The sequence below is a fragment of the Ruegeria sp. YTSC192 genome (assembly GCF_059609705.1).
This window is the reverse complement of sequence record NZ_JBXWMG010000008.1, coordinates 1-20,512: the sequence shown is the minus strand read 5'-3', so window position 1 is coordinate 20,512 and position 20,512 is coordinate 1. Positions and strand designations below refer to the sequence as shown.

26 protein-coding genes are annotated in these 20,512 nt (G+C 55.1%); 11 read left to right on the top strand and 15 right to left on the bottom strand.

Going from position 1 to position 20,512, the window contains the following annotated elements; genetic code table 11:
- Positions 1-84: 84 nt before the first annotated feature.
- Entirely contained in the window at positions 85-828 is a 744-nt protein-coding gene (locus tag AC2FD8_RS12545) for a Crp/Fnr family transcriptional regulator (protein ID WP_496856706.1), read from the bottom strand.
- Positions 829-969: 141 nt separating this feature from the next.
- Between AC2FD8_RS12545 and AC2FD8_RS12540 the strand changes: the two genes are divergently transcribed.
- The 5 genes from AC2FD8_RS12540 (at position 970) to AC2FD8_RS12520 (ending at position 3,922) form a co-directional block, all read left to right on the top strand.
- Positions 970-1,203 (top strand): hypothetical protein, encoded by a 234-nt coding sequence (locus AC2FD8_RS12540; protein WP_496856708.1) that lies wholly within the window; start codon positions 970-972, stop codon positions 1,201-1,203.
- Positions 1,204-1,374: 171 nt separating this feature from the next.
- The gene (gene tnpA, locus AC2FD8_RS12535) at positions 1,375-1,770 is read left to right on the top strand and encodes an IS66-like element accessory protein TnpA (protein WP_496856709.1); all 396 of its coding nucleotides are present in this window, start codon (positions 1,375-1,377) and stop codon (positions 1,768-1,770) included.
- The gene (gene tnpB / locus AC2FD8_RS12530) at positions 1,767-2,120 is read left to right on the top strand and encodes an IS66 family insertion sequence element accessory protein TnpB (protein WP_037306766.1); all 354 of its coding nucleotides are present in this window, start codon (positions 1,767-1,769) and stop codon (positions 2,118-2,120) included. Before tnpA ends, tnpB begins: the two co-directional genes overlap by 4 nt.
- A gap of 54 nt (positions 2,121-2,174) precedes the next feature.
- Entirely contained in the window at positions 2,175-3,743 is a 1,569-nt protein-coding gene (gene tnpC, locus AC2FD8_RS12525) for an IS66 family transposase (RefSeq protein WP_496856712.1), read from the top strand.
- Entirely contained in the window at positions 3,719-3,922 is a 204-nt protein-coding gene (locus AC2FD8_RS12520) for a GMC oxidoreductase (RefSeq protein ID WP_496874305.1), read from the top strand. Before tnpC ends, AC2FD8_RS12520 begins: the two co-directional genes overlap by 25 nt.
- On the opposite strand, the gene AC2FD8_RS12515 is transcribed toward AC2FD8_RS12520, so the two are convergent.
- From AC2FD8_RS12515 to AC2FD8_RS12505, 3 genes are all read right to left on the bottom strand, one after another.
- A complete protein-coding gene (locus tag AC2FD8_RS12515; protein WP_496856714.1) occupies positions 3,914-4,627 on the bottom strand; it encodes a glutathione S-transferase N-terminal domain-containing protein in 714 nt (237 codons plus the stop codon). The two genes, AC2FD8_RS12520 and AC2FD8_RS12515, sit on opposite strands and share 9 nt — an antisense overlap.
- A 398-nt stretch (positions 4,628-5,025) precedes the next feature.
- Entirely contained in the window at positions 5,026-6,537 is a 1,512-nt protein-coding gene (locus AC2FD8_RS12510) for a DUF1214 domain-containing protein (RefSeq protein ID WP_496856716.1), read from the bottom strand.
- 86 nt (positions 6,538-6,623) lie between these two features.
- Positions 6,624-8,333 (bottom strand): alkaline phosphatase family protein, encoded by a 1,710-nt coding sequence (locus AC2FD8_RS12505; RefSeq protein ID WP_496856718.1) that lies wholly within the window; start codon positions 8,331-8,333, stop codon positions 6,624-6,626.
- 138 nt (positions 8,334-8,471) lie between these two features.
- Between AC2FD8_RS12505 and AC2FD8_RS12500 the strand changes: the two genes are divergently transcribed.
- A complete protein-coding gene (locus tag AC2FD8_RS12500; RefSeq protein WP_496856720.1) occupies positions 8,472-9,470 on the top strand; it encodes an AraC family transcriptional regulator ligand-binding domain-containing protein in 999 nt (332 codons plus the stop codon).
- 134 nt (positions 9,471-9,604) lie between these two features.
- Here the strand turns inward: AC2FD8_RS12500 and AC2FD8_RS12495 are convergent, their stop codons facing one another.
- Complete coding sequence (locus tag AC2FD8_RS12495) at positions 9,605-10,504, bottom strand: TauD/TfdA dioxygenase family protein (protein WP_496856722.1); 900 nt, start codon at positions 10,502-10,504, stop codon at positions 9,605-9,607.
- A 96-nt stretch (positions 10,505-10,600) separates the two neighbouring features.
- Between AC2FD8_RS12495 and AC2FD8_RS12490 the strand changes: the two genes are divergently transcribed.
- The gene (locus AC2FD8_RS12490; protein WP_496856724.1) at positions 10,601-11,521 is read left to right on the top strand and encodes a LysR family transcriptional regulator; all 921 of its coding nucleotides are present in this window, start codon (positions 10,601-10,603) and stop codon (positions 11,519-11,521) included.
- 355 nt (positions 11,522-11,876) lie between these two features.
- Here the strand turns inward: AC2FD8_RS12490 and hflC are convergent, their stop codons facing one another.
- The 6 genes from hflC to AC2FD8_RS12460 all read right to left on the bottom strand — a co-directional run bounded on the left by hflC (position 11,877) and on the right by AC2FD8_RS12460 (position 15,702).
- Positions 11,877-12,896 carry a protease modulator HflC gene (gene hflC / locus AC2FD8_RS12485; protein WP_113789391.1) on the bottom strand — a complete coding sequence of 340 codons (1,020 nt, stop codon included), beginning with the start codon at positions 12,894-12,896 and terminating at the stop codon, positions 11,877-11,879.
- On the bottom strand, positions 12,893-13,960 hold the full coding sequence (gene hflK / locus AC2FD8_RS12480) for an FtsH protease activity modulator HflK (RefSeq protein ID WP_496856726.1): 1,068 nt from the start codon (positions 13,958-13,960) through the stop codon (positions 12,893-12,895). Before hflK ends, hflC begins: the two co-directional genes overlap by 4 nt.
- A 75-nt stretch (positions 13,961-14,035) precedes the next feature.
- A complete protein-coding gene (locus AC2FD8_RS12475; protein ID WP_113789389.1) occupies positions 14,036-14,527 on the bottom strand; it encodes a hypothetical protein in 492 nt (163 codons plus the stop codon).
- 16 nt (positions 14,528-14,543) lie between these two features.
- Positions 14,544-15,002: a hypothetical protein gene (locus AC2FD8_RS12470; protein WP_496754522.1), complete on the bottom strand. Its 459-nt coding sequence runs from the start codon at positions 15,000-15,002 to the stop codon at positions 14,544-14,546.
- A 7-nt stretch (positions 15,003-15,009) separates the two neighbouring features.
- Positions 15,010-15,396 carry a hypothetical protein gene (locus AC2FD8_RS12465; protein WP_496856728.1) on the bottom strand — a complete coding sequence of 129 codons (387 nt, stop codon included), beginning with the start codon at positions 15,394-15,396 and terminating at the stop codon, positions 15,010-15,012.
- Between the two features lie 51 nt (positions 15,397-15,447).
- Positions 15,448-15,702: a hypothetical protein gene (locus AC2FD8_RS12460; RefSeq protein ID WP_496856730.1), complete on the bottom strand. Its 255-nt coding sequence runs from the start codon at positions 15,700-15,702 to the stop codon at positions 15,448-15,450.
- 741 nt (positions 15,703-16,443) lie between these two features.
- Between AC2FD8_RS12460 and AC2FD8_RS12455 the strand changes: the two genes are divergently transcribed.
- Positions 16,444-16,581 carry a hypothetical protein gene (locus AC2FD8_RS12455; RefSeq protein ID WP_158541246.1) on the top strand — a complete coding sequence of 46 codons (138 nt, stop codon included), beginning with the start codon at positions 16,444-16,446 and terminating at the stop codon, positions 16,579-16,581.
- A gap of 74 nt (positions 16,582-16,655) precedes the next feature.
- Here the strand turns inward: AC2FD8_RS12455 and AC2FD8_RS12450 are convergent, their stop codons facing one another.
- The 4 genes from AC2FD8_RS12450 to AC2FD8_RS12435 all read right to left on the bottom strand — a co-directional run bounded on the left by AC2FD8_RS12450 (position 16,656) and on the right by AC2FD8_RS12435 (position 19,076).
- A complete protein-coding gene (locus AC2FD8_RS12450) occupies positions 16,656-17,096 on the bottom strand; it encodes an SLC13 family permease (RefSeq protein ID WP_496856732.1) in 441 nt (146 codons plus the stop codon).
- On the bottom strand, positions 17,093-17,779 hold the full coding sequence (locus tag AC2FD8_RS12445; RefSeq protein WP_233494629.1) for a hypothetical protein: 687 nt from the start codon (positions 17,777-17,779) through the stop codon (positions 17,093-17,095). Before AC2FD8_RS12445 ends, AC2FD8_RS12450 begins: the two co-directional genes overlap by 4 nt.
- A gap of 428 nt (positions 17,780-18,207) precedes the next feature.
- Positions 18,208-18,654, bottom strand: a complete 447-nt coding sequence (locus AC2FD8_RS12440; RefSeq protein ID WP_233494630.1) for a hypothetical protein — start codon at positions 18,652-18,654, stop codon at positions 18,208-18,210.
- Positions 18,651-19,076 carry a hypothetical protein gene (locus tag AC2FD8_RS12435; protein WP_113788265.1) on the bottom strand — a complete coding sequence of 142 codons (426 nt, stop codon included), beginning with the start codon at positions 19,074-19,076 and terminating at the stop codon, positions 18,651-18,653. The genes AC2FD8_RS12440 and AC2FD8_RS12435 overlap by 4 nt, the downstream gene beginning before the upstream one ends.
- Before the next feature lie 326 nt (positions 19,077-19,402).
- Between AC2FD8_RS12435 and AC2FD8_RS12430 the strand changes: the two genes are divergently transcribed.
- The 3 genes from AC2FD8_RS12430 to AC2FD8_RS12420 are packed head-to-tail and all read left to right on the top strand — an operon-like array spanning position 19,403 to position 20,305.
- Positions 19,403-19,672 (top strand): hypothetical protein, encoded by a 270-nt coding sequence (locus AC2FD8_RS12430; RefSeq protein ID WP_282170945.1) that lies wholly within the window; start codon positions 19,403-19,405, stop codon positions 19,670-19,672.
- A gap of 43 nt (positions 19,673-19,715) precedes the next feature.
- Positions 19,716-20,102: a hypothetical protein gene (locus AC2FD8_RS12425; protein WP_496856735.1), complete on the top strand. Its 387-nt coding sequence runs from the start codon at positions 19,716-19,718 to the stop codon at positions 20,100-20,102.
- Positions 20,099-20,305 carry a hypothetical protein gene (locus tag AC2FD8_RS12420; protein WP_113788268.1) on the top strand — a complete coding sequence of 69 codons (207 nt, stop codon included), beginning with the start codon at positions 20,099-20,101 and terminating at the stop codon, positions 20,303-20,305. The genes AC2FD8_RS12425 and AC2FD8_RS12420 overlap by 4 nt, the downstream gene beginning before the upstream one ends.
- Positions 20,306-20,512 lie beyond the last annotated feature (207 nt).

Sequence of the window (20,512 nt, the reverse complement as noted above, 5' to 3'; positions counted from 1 at the left end):
CAATTCCCGATCTGTCATAGCAAATGGATTTCCTGACCAGATAATCTCTGTCGACAGCTCGCTACCGCAAAAGGGGCGTCTCTTTTACTTCATAAATGGCCCGGCCTGATCCAGGTAAGTTGGGTCAAAACCGGCCAACGTCACCAATCCGTCATAGTCATCAAATGTGACCTGCCCGGATTGAAAAGTAACCAACCCCTCCTCCCGCAGTTGCCGCAGAACACGATTTACATGCACAGCACTCAATCCAAGCGCATCGGCAAGGTGGTATTGTGTCAGTGGGCATAGGTATCCCGCCTTGCTTGCTATCCCGACCTGGGTCAGCCTTACCCCAAGTTCCAACAGAAAATGCGCCATGCGCTCGCCCGCATCCCGGCGCCCGATGTTGACCAGATGTTCAACCACCATCGCCTCATCTCGGGATACAGCCCAAAGAATTGCCGTCGCGAGGCGAGGTGTTTGCGCAAATGCTTCCAGAAGATCTCCCACTCCAACTTCTATGGCCTGAATTTCCATCAACGGTTCAATGCTGTGGTCAGACGTGTGCAGCAAAACGCTACGCAACCCGAGAAAGTCACCTGGAATTTGGAAGTCGACTATCTGACGCGTCCCATCAGTCTGGGTTTTGTACGAACAAACCCAGCCCGATGCCAGAATGTAGGCGGCCTGCTCAGATTGTCCCTGATGTACGAGATCACGTCCCGCTACAAAGGTTCTGCGACGCTTGTGCAGACGCTCTAAGACCGCAAGTTCAACTTCAGAAAGGGCGACGAAGTTCGAGAGCTTTCGGGTGAGCGGACTGTTCTCAATGTTGACCAAAATTTTCATCCTTCATCGAAAAGCCGTCCGCGAAGCAATTCGACGCGAGAACTGCTTTCGATCAGTTAAGTATACAGCACTCTATGCCAGAATGGCGCAATTCCCCGTAACGCTTCCGCGCCCGGACGCCTGTTAAAAAGGACCTCTACCATGGCCGACCAGGAAGACTACTCAGGAATGGCCGCTCTCTCAATTTGTGAAGCGCTTTTGCTTGCAATGAATGATCGTGATCTCCTCCCTGAACATGAGATCGTGGGGCTTCTTCGTGACGCCGCCGCCGCCCACGAGTCGGCGACCGGCAATAACGATGAAATGGAAATGCACCGGGCCGCCGCTGCTTTGATAAACCAGGTTATTGCCTCGGGTTACCGGGTTCGGAAATAGAGTAATTCCCTGTTGGAAAGGCGAGATTCCCCTCATCTAGTAGCAAAACAATGAACAGAAGAACTGTTGCTGCCTTGTTCCTGATCGTAAGCGGTGCGTGACGGTCACCTTCCAGCCCTGCGGCTGATCTGAGATTCCGCCTTGTAGTGATTTTGCGAGGTGAGTTTCTCCATGGAGAGTACAAGAGAGTATCTCATTGGGCTTGGCGTTATCTTCTCAGCTGATGGGAGGCGGCGTTGGCCGGATGCTTTGAAGGCGCGGATTGTGGCGGAGACGCTGCTGCCGGGTGCGACAGTGAATGATGTTGCTGCCAAGTATGGCCTGAAGGCGAACCATGTCTCGTCGTGGCGGCGGATGGCCAAAGACGGTGATCTTGTTCTTCCGGTTTTGGAGGAGGAAGCTGCGTTTGCGCCGCTGGTGGTTTTTGAAGATCCGCCTTCGCCACCGGCCCCGGATGTCGCGCAGCCCATCGAGATCGCGGCTGGAGACATCCTGATCAAGCTGGATGGGGCGACACCGGCGGCGCGGGTTGCTGAGATTGTCCGGGCGCTTGGGGTTGGGTCATGATCTTCCCTTCGAACCGGGTGCGGATCCTGGTGGCGACCAATCCGGTGGACTTTCGTAAAGGCCACGACGGGCTTTCAGCATTGGTGCAATCGGTTCTGCGTAAGGATCCCTTCACAGGAACTGTCTTTGTGTTCCGCTCCAAACGCGCTGACAGGCTCAAGCTGTTGTACTGGGATGGGACGGGTCTCGTAATGGCGTACAAACGGCTGGAAGACACGAGCTTCACCTGGCCCGCCATTCGGGACGGTGCGATGGCGCTGAACCATGCCCAGTTCGAGGCGCTTTTTGCGGGATTGGACTGGCGCAAGGTGAAGGCTTTGGAAAGCCGCCCTCCAGCTGCGGCTGAATGAATCAGAAGGTCGATTGGGCTCTATAAAATTAGGCTTTCGTGCTATGCGATGGCCATGTCTGACGCCGCCGACGACCTTGATTTGAGCCTGCTGCCGCCCGTCTATCGTGCGGCTTTTGAAGCGTTGCAGGTTCAGGCCGCACGAGCAACTGAGCTTGAAGAGATCAACAAACGGCTTGAGCATCTGGTGGCGGAACTGAACCATGCGGTGCATGGCAAGAAGTCCGAGAAGCTGGATGAGGATGAGCGGCAGCTCTTGTTTGAAGAACTCGAAGCTGCTGTCGCCGAGGTACAGGAGCGCAAAGACACCCAGGCTCCCGGCGAAGATGCTCCAAAACGTAAACCGGTGGCGCGGCGGAATCTGGGCCATCTGCCAGAGCATCTGGAGCGCATCGAACAAGTCGTCGAACCCGACAACCTGACTTGCCCCTGCGGATGCGGACAAATGCACAAGATCGGCGAGGACCGATCCGAACGGCTGGATATCGTGCCCGCGCGCTTGCGTGTGATCGTAACGGTACGCCCCAAATACGCCTGCCGCCATTGCACTGACGGCGTGGCCCAGGCTCCGGTGCCAGCGCGCCTGATCGAAAGGGCGCTGCCAACAGAAGGCACCATCGCGCATGTGCTGGTGTCAAAATATGCGGATCACTGTCCGCTTTACAGGCAATCCCAAATCCTGGGCCGTGCTGGTATCGACATTCACCGCTCAACGCTGGCCGATTGGGTCGGCAAAGCGGCCTTCCATCTGGGCCCGGTCGTGGACCGGCTGGCCGAGCATCTCAGGGCCTCCACGAAGCTCTTCATGGACGAAACGACAGCCCCGATCCTCGACCCCGGTCGCAAGAAGACCAAAACCGGATACCTTTGGGCACTGGCGCGTGATGATCGGAATTGGGGTGGTGACGATCCGCCCGGCGTCGTGTTCTTCTATGCCCCCGACCGACGAGGCGAGAACGCGGAAAAGTTCCTCACAGGCTTCGACGGCATCCTGCAACTGGACGGCTACCCCGGATACAATCGCCTGACCCGCACCACGCGCAAGGGCGGCGAGCCCATCGTCGTGGCCCATTGCTGGGCGCACGCCCGCCGCAAGCTCAAGGAAATCCACGACCGCGACAAGTCCGAGATCGCCGCCGAAGGCCTGCGCCAGATCGCCGAAATCTATGCTATCGAAAAAGACATCCGAGGCACATCCCCCGGCCAGCGTCTCTCGGCACGCAAGACCCGATCTGCGCCCCTGGTCGCTGCCTTCGGCGACTGGCTGCAAACTCAGCGCATCCGCGTCTCGGCCAAGTCTCGCCTCGGGGAAAAACTGGCATATATCCACCGTCACTGGGATGGCCTGCAAACCTTCCTCACCGATGGGCGCGTCGAGATCGACAGCAACAATGTCGAGAATCTGATCCGCCCGATTGCCCTAAATCGCAAAAATGCACTATTTGCAGGCCATGACGAAGGTGGCAAAGCCTGGGGTCGCATAGCCTCCCTGATCGAAACCGCCAAAATCAACGGTGTCGAACCCTTCGCATATCTCAAGGCCACGCTCGAAGCCATCGCAACTGGCCACCCCAAAAATAAGATCGACAACCTGCTGCCGTGGAACTTCAAGCCGTCAAGCTGAATAGCAGACGGTCTTCAGCCGCCGCTTACGACCAAGTGCATGAGATCGACAATCTGTTTGTTGCGGGGGCAAGCCTGTTTCCCACGCCCGGCGCGATAAACCCGACCGCTACTCTGGCTGCGTTGGTATTTCGCACGGCAGATTACATTCGCACACACCGATCCGCTTTGTTACCCTAAAGCGCTGCGTGGCGGTTGTGCCCGCCCCATTCCATCGAATGCGTTCAGCAGGTCTTCGAACCAGCGGTGCAGAGCGCTCTCTGGCGGCCAGAAAGCGGTCAGGCTGACAACTCGGGCCCACTGGAATGTTCCGAACAGGATGTAGTCCGAATAATCCGGCGATGCGCCGCCCAGGAATCGGGTTTCGGCGAGAGTTGCCTCTAGCGGGCTCAGCGCTTGCATGGTCGTGTGTCGTGCGGATTCCGGGTCGGCTCCGATCTCTTCGACGCTTTGACCGAATTTGCGCAGGGTTCTTCCCTGATAATAGTCTTTGTCGCAATCCGCCGTCAGGGGAAACTGCTCCGCTATTACGGCGCGAAAGATCAGTGGATGAAGCGTGGTGTCCGCCCAGTGATTTATGAACAGAGAACTGGGCTTGCCTGCTAGGCCACCAAATAGCGGATTGGAGGGATAGGTGTCATCCAGATAGGTTGCGATATCCCAACTGTCTCTAACCCACTGCTCTCCATCGACCAGAACCGGGGCAGTTACACCTCCGGATCGTGCGATCCGTTGCTTTTCGGTTATGTGCCATGGCTCTGAGTCAAAGCTGAGTTGTTTATGTGCCAGTGCCATTCGGCTGCGCCAGCAATACGGACTCAGATGAGCTTTTGGGTTTTCACCGACAACTTCAAATAGCTTTCGTTTGTTTTTGTGCCAGGCCATCTAAAACCGCTGTCTCGTTCTACGGCATTCTAGCACATTGTCAGGAGCGCGAAGATTCAGCCTTAATGTCACTGTACCCTAATTAATCAGATTCTCGTCTGAAATTTTCTAGCGATTTCAATGGTGTTTTGTACCTTTAATTTTCATACTGTACCGTTAATTCCAATACTGTACCCTTAATTGCCAGACTGTCGGATCTGTGGAGAACCTTTCCCGCTTCGACTGCTCGCTTGCAGATATCGCCCCCTACAAAGCAGAGAGCGTCGACTTCTCACCGCAGTACAGCCTGTGAATATGTTGTAATTAAGGGTACAGAAAACGCCGAGAATGCGCCCAATCCGCAGAATCTTGCTAATTAGGGTACAGTGACACTGGTTTTCCGGATCTGTTGTCACTGCCTAGTTATTAGAGACTTTTTCCAAGTCTCCGAGTATCCAACCACTTTCGAGCCAGCCATCGCTTGGTCCATAGAGGCGAAATAGCAGGAAATAGGGTTCAGTTGTTGGAATCCAGTTGCTCTCCATCCCTTCCGGCGCTTCAGGGCCGAAATAGATGTCATAGGACCCGTCTTCGTTGACCTTCATGGATTCGCCTTTACGCGACTCGAGGCCGACACGATCCACATTCCGAATGAAGCTTTTGGTTTCCATTGAATAGACAATGACGGACCAGAACTCATCCGCTGGTGTGTCCGCCGGTACATTCAGCTTGTAGGTCGCATTGTGGTCATACATCTCGCCCTCGCTGTCGCGCAGGCCCGTCAGGTAGAACGTGCCGCCGCCGAGGTTCTTGGGAAGATAGGTAATCCAGAAATAGGTGCCACCTGCCCGGTCATCGACAAGGACCTCGGTGTCTGTCTCATATGGGAAACCGGCCTGAGGCTGACCCTCCGCAAAATCCCAAACCAGCCACTGGTTCTTGAGGTCTCCGTTCTTATCAACCCAAAGCGGCACCGTTGCCAGACCTGGCTCCACGAAATACCGTTGCATGGCGGCATAGGCCAGAACCAAACCCTCATTCATGGCTTTGATCTGACGCTCTGTCGGCTCAAAGGGTTTCCCTTTTTCGATCCCGAGATCTTTGAGGAAATTCACCATGACTTTGTCCTGCGGACGGATCGGGTTGTTCTGAACGTAGTCGTTCAGGTCTTGAAAATAGGTGTGGTTATAGTACGGCAGCGAGTCGTATGGGATCTCCGACGTCTCATGATAGATGGTCGGTGGCGGGTTGTCGGCCTCGGAAAGATAGTAGATCTCAATAGTCTGGGCATACTCTGCCGCATCTGCGTGGGTCGCTCCATTGAAGAGGCGTGGGCGGAACGAGAACCCATATTCGTATGTATCCGTTTCGAACGGCAAATAACCTGCCTCACGCAGTTCATCCAACGACTTTGAACCGTCGTAGTTCGGGGGAAGCAAAAGGTACTTTCCGCCTTTGCCTTCATCGAAACCATCTGGACCAACGTCAGCAATCGGCTGATCCCAGGCATTCACGATGGAGCCAAAATAAAACACGTCATCGGTAGCCGCCGGAACCTCGATCACCAACGGCCCCGGTGCCGAGGTCATGGATGCCCAGGAATAGGCAGTTGTGTCATTTGCGGTCAGAAACCCGTGTTTGGAATCAAACGGTTTGTTGAGGTAAATCACATCATTGTAATCCCCGCCAAGATCCCGCCGGATGCCTTTCAGGAAGTCGATCATCCCTGCGGCGGGCATGCCCCAAATGGCTGTCTGCGTCGCACGTTGCACCATGATTTGGTACTCGATGTCCTCGACCTGTGCAGAACGCGCGAGAATATCACCCGTGTCGTTGAATGTCTGGGCGCTGCCCTGCGTCGCGATTGCCGCGGGGCCCACAAAAGCTGCAAGCGCGAGAGATCGTGCGGTGGATTTCACTGGTTCGAACATCTTGGTTTCTCCCTTATTCCGTGAGCTTCGGAAACGGTCTTGGTTGATTTGAATTTGCACACTGATGATTTTTCAGCTTGTCGCAGTCAGTCCTCAAAGACTTCATGCAAAATGACCCCCGACGCCCCGGTTGGGGCCTTGATCCCAAGATAGGCGGCGATCGTGGGCGCAAGATCAATCGTTTCGACTCGGCGCACTACACGTCTCGGAGTGATACCGGGCTGTGAGACAATGATCGGCACATAGGTGTCGTATGGCCACGGAGCACCATGTGATGATGCAACGTGCAACCCATCAAAGTTGGCAACGAACCAGTGCGGTTCGAAGACAATGAAGATATCCCCCGAACGATCCGGGTGGAAGTTCGCGGCGACAGCCCGGTTGACCAGCGTATCGCCAACCAATCCGTTGCGCAGTTCAGTTGCCCCGACCGCAAACGCGATACCGGGCAGTTTGACGAGTTCTTCCGCGATTGTCCGCTCAACCTCCAGCGGGTCAAGGTCACGCTCTTCGACCAACTTCTTGTTCAGGTACAGATAGGGTTGCGAAAAATTCCGAATGAGATCTTTCGAGGTTCCGAAATCCGCCTTCAGCCGCACGAAACCGGGCTCGGTGTCGACACGGTCAAAATCGAAATACTGTGCTTCAATGCCGATTTCGGCAAGCGAACCCGGTGTTTCGGCCCCGCCATGGTCCGCAGACAAGACGATAAGAACGTCTTCCAGCCCCACCTTTTCATCCAGGAAATTCAGAAACTCACCCAGCCTTTTGTCGAGTTGTTTGAGGTTGTCCTCGGATTCCAGACTGGAGGGGCCGAACATATGGCCAACATAGTCCGTCGATGACAGGCTGATCGCCAGATAGTCCGGGATATCGTCCTGACCGATCTCCTCTGCCTCGACCAGCGATTTGGCGAAATCCAGTGTCAGCGCGTCACCTGCCGGGCTGATGGTCAGAAAGGTCGCGAAATAGGGGTCTTCTTCCGGTCCGCCGAGCGGATCGTCCCCGGCGCCCGGGGTGCCAAATCTATGGGGAAAGGTGATACCGAAACCGCCCAAATCGGTTTCCCATGGCTGATCATCTCGATCCGCAAAGCGGTAGTTTTCTTCCGGCAGCAGCAAGGACCAATACTTGCCCGCATAGGCCTGTACTTTCCCCGACGCATTCCATTCGTCAACCCAGTCCGGGTAATCCTCGCGGTAGTATGTCGATGTGACGAATGCCTTGTCTGACTTTGAGAACCAATAGGCCTGACCAGCATGGCCAGCCATGGAAATCGCGCCACGATCCTTTACGGATACACCAAAGATCTTCGCCTCGGGGCCAAAGTGGAGCGCAATTTCGTCACTGATCGTCGAGGTGATGATCGACCGCGGCGACCGTCCGTCCGTGGTCGCGGCCTTCTGCGTCGGGTCAATCTCGGTTCCTGCGTCTACGCCCGAAGCCCCGATCAGCGGATAGTCTGCATCCTGTACGTTGTAGAATTGATGACCGGTGACGCGATCATACCAAAGGTTTGCGACCATGCCGTGCACGGCGGGATCCGCGCCAGTTGCCAGCGTCGTGTGGCCAACGATTGTTTCGGTATTGGCATGGCGGTGATGCGCGTCCGCATAGTGAACACCGTTCGAGATCAGCCGGAAAAACCCTTCTTCCCCCATGCCCTTGCTGTAGCGTTGGATCATATCACCGCGGAGTTGATCGACGGTCAGTTGCAACACAAGTTTAGGAGCATTTTCGGCCACCAACGGGGTGGCAAACAACCCAAGTGCGACCGGCAGAAACAAACGCGGCATCAGGCACCCTCCATGCAAGTCTTTGCTCAATGTATTACGCAAGTCATTGATTCAATTTATTGCACGTGTAAGCCTTGGGGACGTGTCATTTCACGACAGACCGCTTGTAGAAAGCCCGATTTAATGAACCTTCCGCCAATGATCTCGACCAAATCACTGGGACCGATGCCTCAGATCGTGCGCGAGCACCTCGGCGAGCGCGCGCTGGACAAGGCCTTGTCAGAGTCTGCTCTTTCTTTTGAACAGGTTAACCGGCAGGTCGGTTACATCTCCGAAGCATCGCTTGCGAAGTTCATATCCAATATCGGGCGAGAGGCTGGCACACGGAACATCGGACTTTTGTGGGCACCGAACCTGACTGTTCTCGACTATGGCAGCTGGGGGTTGTTTGTCCTTTCGGGCGCAACTTTGGGAGACGCCCTGAAGCGCGCACGAAGAGTCATGCCCTTACATTCCACTGCAGACCGAACCGCGATCCGGTATGAAAAGGATTTGGCGTTTTACGAATACCGTTTCAGTCTCAAGGGGCATCAAAATTACCCGGACATCGCTTTTTCCGCCCTTGGCTCGATGCTCAGCATCTTTCGCCACTATCTGGGAAGCAACTGGCGTCCGGAGCGTGTTCATTGCGACTTTCCTAAAATCGCGGTTCCCGACGATGCTGAAATCACTTTTGAGTGCCCGGTCCGGTGGAATGCAAAAAGGCTGGAAATCTGTTTACAAAAAAAGCATCTGCAGGTACGGCAGACAGGGAGTACAGGACGACCGACTACACTTGATGCGCTTTTGCGTGAAAGAAAAAGTCAGATTCCCAAAAGCTATCGAGAGATCGTGACGGGTGTCCTGCAGCATCAGATTGACTGCCAGTCCCTTTCCCTCGATCAGGTCGCAAAGGCGCTTGACCTTGGCCCCCGCTCGCTTCAGCGGCGTCTTTTGGCAGAAGGCGAGTCCTTTCGCTCTTTGTCAAACCGGGTCATCATGGGGCGCGCCAAAGAGATGCTGCGAGATGGTAATTTCGCAGTTCAAGACATTGCCGTCGAACTTGGCTATGACAACGCTCAGAATTTTGCGCGTGCTTTCAGAAAATCGATTGGATGTACACCTAGCCACTATGCGGACCTAAAAAGTTGTCGATAGGCTGGAGGTGTTTGTCGATCAATTGCCTCATGTCGTGCTCACCATCATCCCAGACTGATGCAATCGGTGGCGGGGTTATGCGATGACAAGTTCGGACAAATTTGCTTTGTTACAGCCACTATGGAAAACGACAGTTACTGTTTCGCATTTCTCACTATTTCGCGCGCTTGTCCCAATCCATCGGAATCCGTCATCGAACAGCAAACGCTGGCCAGGGTACGAGGTTGTTCATAGGGCCAAGGCATACCGCGATGGAGAATTGCCCTTTGGTCCCAAATAAGCACATCTCCGACACGCCATTTATGGGAATACACGAATTTGGGCTGCGTGCAAAAGTCGATCAGTTCATCAATCAATGCTTGTCCATCGTGTTGATTCATTCCCTCCACTTCAAATACGTGCGAAGCGATGTAGAGCGCCTCGCGCCTATTGACAGGATTTGTCCAGATGGCCGGCCACCTCTGTGCGGGCCACTTGTTAAACATGGGGAGGTTGGCCAATTCCATAGAAACCTTTTCGCGAGAACGGCGATAGTTGTGACGAAGAATGCGCCCGCCAATACGCCGTTTCAGCGGTTCGGGAACTTCTGCCCAAGCCGCGCGGGTCGACGCCAACTCGGTCTGCCCTCCTTCGGTGGTCACTACTTTTGCGGCCAGAATATTGCAGAGCGACGGGACAGGTAGGAATGTTGAATCAATATGCCATTGCTGGTTCGCCTTAAGGTGCAGAGTGTGTAAATCCATTTCACCCGTCACACCCGAATTGGTCTGATTTGAGACAAGCGACACTTCCGGTGGTTCACCGTGTTGTCGTTCGCTACTATTTCGATCCTCTATGGGGCCGAATAGCTGTGCCAGGCGCAAATGTACGTCGGGCGACATGTCCTGATTTCTAATCAATAGAGCGGAGTGCTCTTCAAACAGCGCCCGCAAGGTCGAAAAATTCTCTCTTTGCATGACTGTCGACAAGTCTAGGTTGTGAATTTCAACGCCGAAGTTGTTGGTCAGCGGGCTGGTTTCTAGGATATGCGGCACAACATACTCCTGCTTTTACATTTCAATTCTGTAGTCTAGTGAAAGCGAAGCCCAATTAAAGTTGCCAATTCATCATGCACTTCATAGCTTTTATCTATGAGAGGTCGATTCAGCCAAATCCAGCATTTGCTCAACGCTCTTCCTGTACTGGAAGCATCGGTGAGGTTAGGAAGCTTCACCAGGGCCGGGGAACACCTGGGCCTTAGCCAACCTACTGTCAGTCGCCACATTTCCAATCTGGAGGATCAGTTGGGAGTGCAGTTGTTTAGTAGAGAGCACAACAAGCTAACCGTTACCCGGCAAGGCCAGGAGCTGGCGAGAGCGGTTGATCTTGGTCTTTCGCATATTGATACAGCGGTGAGAAAGTCAGAGTTAGCGGCGTCAACAAGTGGTTTGCGTCTTGCCTGCACCCAGAGTTTCGCCAATTGCTGGCTGTTGCCTAGGTTTTCACGACTGCGTCGAGCAATGGATGATTGTGCGGTCGAACTGATCACATCTTACTGGCTTGACGATATTGATCCCGAAAGCGTCGATATGATCGTGCATTGGCGGCCACAGGGCTGGGCGGGCTGGCCTCGATTGCAGCTTTTTCAGGAAAAGACATTTCCCGTTTGTTCACCAGATTACTTTTCTAGCTTCCCAAAGCTTCAACACTGTATGGAAAATCCTTCTGCGCTGGAGGAATGCAACCTGCTTCACTACGAAGAACGGGCTATGGAATTTGTTGGGTGGTCAGATTGGTTTGACAGTTTTGGTGTCGACTACACGACCTCTGACAGGGACTATCGATATTCCAGCTATCAGTTCATGTTGCAGGCGGCTTCGGATGGGGAAGGCGTAGCACTCGCCTGGCAGCATCTGGCAGCTGACAGGATTTCCTCCGGTGAATTGGTACAAGTCGGCCCCGTCTTTGGCCGCCAAGATGCAGGCTATTTTCTAGAATACCGTGTTTGTGGGAGCGCCACGAAGAACCAAAACCGGTTGCTGGAGTGGTTCTCCGAAGAAGCGAAAACATAGGTCACGTTTCGTGCCGTTCTGGCGCTGGTGTAGGCCCAACTGACCCGAGCGTGCATATTTGGGCGTCATGAAAAACAAATAGTGAACATGTAAACTAGTTGCCATTCGTTGTGCCCTATGCGAACCGATAAGACGCGGGGTGATTTCAACGGACAAACTGGACTTTTGCGTTTGCGGCGGATGCACGTGCCGAAAACCCAAAACTTTGAGCCTATTAAACGCGAATGGGGTCGGTGGCGTCTGGTCCCAAACATCGCGTTGGCAGCAACGGGTGTCGGTCGCAATTTGGCTTTCGGCGCTTCGCCTTTCGTCCAAATCCACCGGTTCTTCCGTCATCTCTTTGTCCTCCGATTCATTAGCGTTCGGCCGCAGCCGTCAGGCCGGGAGAGGGAGGAGACGTACTCCCAGACGGCTCTCCGGCCTCCATTCCTCTCAGAAACCTGAAAAGTTCGCTATCGGTTGTCAGGACCAGCGTCGTTCCGCCTGAAATCATGTCCTTGTAGGCCTGCATTGTCCGGGTAAACGCATAGAATTCGGCTGCTTGGGCGTCGATGTTGTAGGCTTTTGCGTAGATCGCAGCCGCCGAGGCGTCAGCCACGCCGCGGATTTCCTCGACGGCGCGATACGCTTCGGATTGTATCTTGTTCAGATCGCGAACCCGGTTGCCGCGAATTCGCGCGGCTTCGCCATTGCCTTCGGAAAGAAAACGTTCAGCGATCTGGCGACGCTCAGAGATCATGCGGTCATAGATCTTCGGACGCACACTCTCATTGTAATTGATCCGCTTGAAACGGATATCGAGAAGCTCGATCCCAAATACACGAACCTTCTCTGAGGCGGCTGCGAAAATCTCTTGTTCCACAAGTGCGCGGCCTTTCTGGATAGGAACCAGAGAACCTATGTCCTGCGCGCGCTCCTCATCAGTCAGAAGCGTGTCCCGCAGCGGGATCCGGCCTTTCGTAGTCCGGATAATCTCTATCAACTCGTGTTTTGCGACGGCATTGCGGGTTTCGCTGCCGAGAATATCGTCCAGACGGGATTGCGCGCTGCGCTCATCGCGCAGCCGCAGGAAATATTGCAACGGGTCGGTGATTTTCCAGCGGGCGAACAGATCGACGGAAATGTAGAGCTTGTCCTTGGTGGGCATGTCGGACGGATTGCCATCCCACTCAAGAACCCGGCGGTCGATCCGGTTGACTTCCTGAACGATGGGCAGCTTCAGCTTTAAACCGGCCGTTATAACTGGTTCTCCCACGGGTTTGCCGAATTGGGTGATAATGGCCTGTTCGACTTCGCCAACTGTGTAGAGGGAACCGGAGGCAATCACGCCAACTGCAGCCGCAATCCCTGCAATGAGACCCAGTCTGATGCTCATGACGGATCCTCCTGAAGCCTGTTGAGGTTCAAAAGCGGCAGGATGCTCGCAGTCGATCCTTCGACAATGATTTTTGACAGGATTGTGGGCAGAACATCCTGGAGGGTTTCTATGTATATCCGCCGCCTCGTGACCTCTGGTGCCTTGACGTATTCGGCCAAAAGCGCGGTGAACCGCGCAGCGTCGCCTTCCGCCTCGTTGATGCGTTTCAGGCGATAACCGTCAGCCTCTCGAATCCGCTGATCTTTCTCGCCCTCGGCCAGCGGAATGACTTTGTTGTACTCGCGGCGCGCCTCGTTGATCAGGCGTTCCTTTTCCTGCTGTGCCTGGTTGACCTCATTGAATGACGCCTGAACAGGCCCCGGCGGGTTGATGTTCTTCAGCTGCACCTGGTCGATACTGATGCCCATGGCGTATTTCGTGGACAGAGCCTGCATCTTAAAAAGTGCCTCGCTCTCAATCTCTTGCCGGCCGATGGTAATGACCTCGTCAACCGTGCGGTCTCCAACGACCTCGCGCATCACCGACTCAGAGACGTAGCGTAAAGTCGCGCTTGGCTCGCGTACCTCGAACAGGAACTTCAGGGGGTCCGAGATCCGGTACTGCACCACCCATTCCACAAGCGCGGCGTTCAGATCTCCCGTGACCATTTCGGTTTCGCGTCGGCCGTCTGACGGGCTTTGGAAGGGATCACTCCTGCCCGGCGTGGTGAATCCGAATTCCTGCTTCAGCTGCCGTTTCACGGGCACCAGTGTGGCAACGTCGATGCCAAACGGGAATTTGAAATGCAGGCCAGGCGGAACCTCAGCAGTGTATTTGCCGAAACGCTGGACAACGGCGACCGAGTCGCTCGGGACTGTGTAATAAGAAGACCAGGCTGCAACCGCCGCCAAGACTATCGCTCCTGCAACCAGTACCCCTCTCAGAGGCGGCCGCCCTTCAGGAAGTAATCCGCTCAGGCGGTCGCGGCCTTGACGAAGAATATCGTCAATCTCGGGAGGATTGCTCTTCTGTTTGCTTTGCCATGGCCCACGGTCTTCCGGGCCGCCGTTCTGGTCGGGCATATCGTTTTCTCCCTTGCTCGTGCGAACCGGCACTCGGCGCAGACCCTAGCGGTCGGCGGGGTGGATCCACGTGTCTTATTCCCTCTGTGTCGGCATTCCTTCGTTCTCCGCAGCCTGTATTTGTGAGTTTTCTTGTGGCGAAGTACCTGTTGTATCCGCATCCCGTGCCTCTTTGTCCGCCTGAGATGCGCGCCCGCCCGCGTAGAGATGCCGAAGCTGCATCTCGGAAACACCGTCGGCCTCCATCACCAGCCGAACCATCGGGTCTGCCAGCATTTCTTCGAGGAAAATTTCGGCCAGATCTTTTCCGGTCAGCTTGTCCTTTGCCAGGGCGTCATCGAGGTCGGCCAGTGAAACGGTCAAGGTTCTCGCCAGGCCGGGGTGGGATGCCGGAGAATGCAGCCTCACCGCTACAGATGCTTTCCAGACTTCCGGGTGCAGCTGGTCGGGCGGGGAACACAGTTCCGTTTCAATGTCATACTCTCCTGCCGGAAGCCTCTCGTCGAAGTCAGGCACACTGAAAGGCCGGGCGAAAACCGCAATGGACTTTCTGACTAGCTCGTTCACAGGAGAAGTCCTTTCATCAAAGCGACAAGCGCGCCAAAGCTGCGGCTGCCAGAGCATTGCCCTTGTCGTGGTAGTCCCCGTGGAATACGCCATCCACCTTGACCTCCCAGATCCCATTCCTCTCTCTGACACGGACACGATCAGCTTGCGCAGTGGGATAATAGGGGTGTGCCGAAGTTTGTCTCTTTTCCGGTTGGTGCAATGGCTTAACGAGTACGCTGGAGCTCACCGCCTTTGGCAATTGCGTTTCTCCAAGGGCCATCACGGCGCGAATAAACTCCTCCGCGTAGTCATCCGCGTTCCGGTGGTCATGCTCGTGCCGCACCATGGCCATCGGCTCAACAAAACGCTTCTTCAGGTGCTCAACAAAACGCGGTTCAGTGTGGGACATGTACGCAATGAGCGCCTGGAGAACTCGCTCATGGGCCAGAACCCGCCGTTCAAGATCTGTGGTTTCAGGTAATAACGATGTCATATCAAATTCATCCTTCGCCGCTTGTGTTGTCCGGACGCTCAGGCGTCTTACCAATGTTAAGAGAGGCAAGGCAGGCCTGCGCGATGTCCAGGTCGGGCTTCGTTGATCCCGGTACGGTTGCCCAGCCAGCCGAAATCAGGGCGTCTCTCTGTTGGTAGGTCGGAGCATCCTCGATTGCCTTTAGTTTAGCTGCCCGTTCCGGATCGGTTTGGGCCATATCCAGGCAGACAGGTACCAAGGCCGTGACAACATCGCCGCGGGACATGGCCATAGCCATGCCATACGACGTTCCGCTGGTCACCCAGCCGCCCAAGGTAAATCCGCCGAGGCCCAGTAATGCCCCACCAATCACGGCGCCGCTGATGCCGGGTTTAAGCCATTCGGGAGTGTTCATCGTCGTTCCTCCAGCGGGGAAAGCGCCGCCTCGCTATCTTCAAGTGTCGCGTTACTGGTCTTGGCCAAGCGCTGCTTCCAGGTCGGCCCAGGTAATTGGCCGCAACTCTGTCCGGCCCGGCAAACGCCCCTTGCCGTGTATGGTCAGGTAAATCGCTGTTCTGCGGTATTCCGTGAAACTCAGCGTCTCGATAAGTTCTTCCTCAACCAATACTTCGTATTCACCGGCAGGCAGCTCGTCCGAATATCCGGATAGGGTAAACGGTCGCGGGAAGGTCACGGTGGATCTGATTGAACGCAGCGCCATCCCCGGTCTCCGCGATGTATACGTGCCTTCCGCGCTGCAAGGGCTGCCGTATCCTGATTGCAGAGTGGTAGCCTGCATTTGCGGTCATCATACATTATCCCAGAACCGGGCGATGCGCGCTGACCCATGTTAGCGCCGCCGGGACCTGGGCCGTGCCGGCGAACCTTGGAGCTGCCCTGATGCTTGACTTCAGAAGTTTGGACACCGGCTGATCTGCGTCAGCGCGTGCTCCAGGCGATGCGGGTATGATCGAAACAATACGAAACATTTTGATCTTGCCAGAGGAGACCCCGGTCAGTCGGCACGTTCGCTCCCAAGATCCGAAAACATTAAAAAGGAGGAAATGGTGATGCCCGCAGGTGGCATTCTTTACCCGCATAGCCCTGAGTTCGATCGGTTTTTGCAAGCCTTCGTTGGTGAGGATCGGAAGGGCAATGCTGTTACGGTACTTTCGGCCCTTGCAAGGCTAGAACCTTGGGAAGAGGCAGATCCCGATTTATTGGATGCTGATTGCACTCATGGGCGCTCTGATACTTGCGCGGATCTTTCATCTGGCTAAAGCGGGCTAACCTGCGTCAGTACGAAGGTGCTCTGAAACCCGTTAGGTAACATGTGTCCGCTGTGTATTTGGTTGGCATTTTTTTTGAGTATCAGAGGGGCGCGGGGAACATGGAGCTCCCCAAAAGAGCTGTATGAGTCTCGTGCTTCTTATTCTCGGACCGTCCAGGAAAGGACATTCCAATGAATGATGAAGACCAGAGTCAGGAAAACCACACCGTCAAGCACATGGCCTCCGTCAAGGCCGCCTGGGACAAAGCGCCTGAAGGCCCCAAAAAGGCGACGGCATTGAAACACTATACCAAGTTATTAGTCTGGTAGCCAACAGGCGTAGCAAAGTTTGTACTCGCCCCAAGTATCACCGCAACAACAAAGGGCCGCAGGTCAATGCCGTGCTATTCGGCAAGGCCGATTGCGAACAGGGTCACCACGACGGCCACTGCGTTATTGGTGACTGCTTCGGTCAGCACCGAGGACAATAGGTCGACAGCAGCAAGCGTTACAATTGGAGGCATTCCGTCTAGTGTCGGGGTTACGCTTTTGACGATCAGGCCAACGGTCCCAGAGTTTTGAAGACCTATCCCCACAATCAACATTGAGAAGATCAGGACAGGAACACCTGCGTCGATGGAACTCCAGGCCTCGTTGCTGTCGATGCACCGCAATACGAGGATGGTCGCAACGGCGATGAGAGCAAGCACACTGACCTCGGCTATCCTAGCGGCTGCAAGGACCACGACCACACACCGCGCCAGGAGAGCGAGCGGCGCTTTCTCGCGGCGGAAAGCGCGGCCTCCGGCCTCCGTGATCGCTGCGAGATCGCCCGCCTCGGTCATCTGCGCAAAGCCTTCAAGTGTTCCCTCCAAAAGCAGCGTATCAGCCGGACGCAGGAGTGCCGTTGACAAGTCAGGTCCAATTGTTTCCCCGTGCCGGTGGGCGCCAATGACGCGCATGCCATAGCGAGCTGGGCAATTCGCACACCACGACTTCGACGGGAAAGGGTAACGATAGCCTCAGCGACTATCACGTCGGTGACGGTCTCGGGGACTGGTCCTTGACGCAAACTAACTTCGCTACTTTCGATCCTACGGAGGGTGAGGAGTTCCGATGTCGTCACCTTGGCAATGATCTTGTCACTTGGCTCGAGAACGTGCTCATTCAGGCGATCGCGCTTTACCTCGGATCGCGACCGGACACCAATGATCTCCATGCCTCGCCGGTTCAGGTCAAAAATTCCGCCCATGCGCTGACCCACGCCCAGATAATCCTCCCACGGACGAAGCTCTGTGAAGAAGGCTGTTTCATTGTCTGCGCCCAGTCGTGCAATATCCCCGCGATCGGGCAAAAGAAAAGGCCCGAGCATGAGCAATGCCAAACCGCCCGTGGCTGCCGCAACCAAACCGACCGGAATAATTTCGAAAATTGAAAGGGGCTCGATTCCCGATGCCTGCGGCACACCATCAACCAGCAAATTGGTTGTAGTCCCGATAAGTGTGCAAGTTCCTCCAAGAACCGCCATGTATGATAGCGGGATCAGCAGGCGTGTTGCGGCAAAAAATGAGGCTTCGCGCCAATCGAATGTCCACCGGGATTAAGACAATGACGACCGGCGTGTTGTTCATCATCAAATCTGAGGCGATTAGGTACAAAGCCAATATTTGGGCAGCTATCAGAAAGACCGAAAGGAAATCGAGTATCAACATAGTGGTTTTTCCTTTCACAATGCGCAGTAGCTGGTGCTTTGGACCCGATGCAAACACACTCCTTCAGGAAAGGAGGAGGACATGCCCGAAACCTGCGAGATCGACGCCACAGATTGCACTGCGCCGGTGCTCGAACATGACAAGGCATTTAAAACCTGCACAGGTCATACCAGCAGTTATTTTCTTCATCTCTATCAACTGCCGCCGATCTGCAAACCTTGTTTCAGCCCGCGGATTGGACGGATCAGGACCAAACGAATTTGGTGAGCAACTCAGTCGGGATCACGGGTGTTTGCTGGTGCGAAATCCGAAGCCAATTGTCCTCATCTTGCAAATATGTGGACGCGCAGAGTGCCTCATAGATCGGCACGCCGGCCTTCTCGGCCGAAGCGCGATACGCGAGCATTGCAATGCTGCCGCGAAGCGTCGTATTGCGGTCGGTCATCACAACAGATCGCCAGCCTGTATTCCGTTGCAAGTGGTCCCAGACCTGTTCGCCTTGAAGGATGCCGGGCGGAAAGGGAAAGATCATGACGGCGTTCTGTGCAGTCGTCGCGCGCGCGCTATCTAGACCACTAGTCCAGAACCTCTCCTCAAGGCTCCAAAGGAACGCGTCTTCGATCGCCGACGTGACTTCAGGTTTCACAATCGATCGCCGGTGGTCCACGGGCGCTTGATGGGCAGAGGTCATTCGTCTGATCCTGGCGAATTGATGAACAGCATTTGTATCAGGACGAAGACGATCGCGAGTATCGTCCAGATTGCACCGCTGGACACCAAGCGACCATTGGCAACTGTCGAGCTCACCCGCGTCAGAGGAGTTACTCGTGGGCTTTCCGGAAGCAACAGGCTCAATTCCTGCGCGACGGCATTGTGGTCCTCCTTTAGCTCGGGAACGTCCCTGAATTTCGAAAGGAGGATCTCAAGCCGCGCGCAGGCTTCTTCCCGCCGCAACTTCACGAGTTCGGCGGTTTCGTTCCAGGGATCGAGGCCAAGACGTGCAAGCGCCGAGAGAACCGTCACGACATATCCGTTCCGGTCTTCGCCGACAGGGGCATAGAGAAAGCGTTCGAATTCAGGTGGGCGAGTACCCAGTGCTTTGTTTTCAGACATCTTTATTCTCCTCTTTTATTGACGGTCAGCTCTTGACCAGTACGCACCGGGCAAAACGAAGTTCTGGACGCACACAGGTGGAGCATTTTCAGATTTAACCAATTTTACGCGATCGCTCGTCGCGGTGCCCTTACACAGGTCAGTCCAGTTGGCGGTCCAGGGACCTTCGGTAGATTGCATTCCGGTAGCCGAGACTAACATGCGTCAGCGCCCGTCGAATGATCATGAGATACAAGGAGGGAGTTCGTTCGACCATGTAGCCCCTGGAATCTGGTGGTGAGTGACAATGGCGCGGGAAAGACCCGCAGACAGTCTGGAGGTCAGGGATGAGCACGCGATCGTCGAGATCGATGGTGACTTTTGCCAATGCGTTTGTATTGCCGGGCTACTCGGACGAGCTGGCCGCAGGAGAATATGAAATCGTCGTCGAAGAAGAGCTTTTGCAAAGCCTCAGCTTTGAGGCCTTTCGCCGGACTGCGACCTACTTGGTCGTCCATGGGAAAGGGAGCCAGATTGGTCGCACCGAACAGCGTCCAATCACCGAGAAAGACCTAGAAACGGCGCTGCGCAGGGACCGGCGCATTGACCCAGACTGAAAAATGATAGCGAGGCGGCGCTTTCTCCGCTGGAGGATTCGAAATGAACACTCCTGAATGGCTGAAACCTGGCATCTATGGGGCCGTGATCGGTGCGGTCTTTGTCAGTGTGGTTGGATTTTCATGGGGCGGTTGGGTGACTGGCAGAACCGCAGATACCAGAGCGACGGCGATGGCTCGAAACCAAGTCATAGCGGCGATGGTGCCGGTCTGCCTCGATATGGCACGCGTGGATCCGGATCGGGTTGCACATATTGACACTATTCGAAAAGCCACAACCTACAAACGCCACGATGCCGTCATGGAGACAGGCTGGGCAACCATTCCGGGCACGGGTGTTCCGGACCGTGACATCGCTCAAGCTTGTCTTGCCGGCCTTGACGTCGACAAGCCGCCGGAACGCGCGGAAAACACGGTGGAAAAGGGATGAAACATGCCACACCAAAACCGTTGGCTGAAATGGCGCTGCAGAAGCTGTCTTTTGTGATGACGATGGCCGTTCAATCAGCGGAACTGACGGGACACCCTATCCAAACTATCGAGAACGAAGACGTGCCACCACTACGAGACGAACGGCCTGAGTCGTGGCGCACCCAACACGACCTTAACAGGGCAACTGAAACCCAAGAATAAAAGCCGATGCCATTAGGTCAGAAGGGAGCCAGTTATGACACCTAGAAAATTGCCCAAAAAGAAACCGTCAGAACGGCTTTCGGTAAGAATGTACATTCTGGCTGGTATCTTCGCGTCATTCGCATTCCCTGTGTTCGCACAATCTGCAGACGCCCTCATGCCTGAGAATGCACACTCCAGGAGTTACGGGGACGGATGGGAATGCGA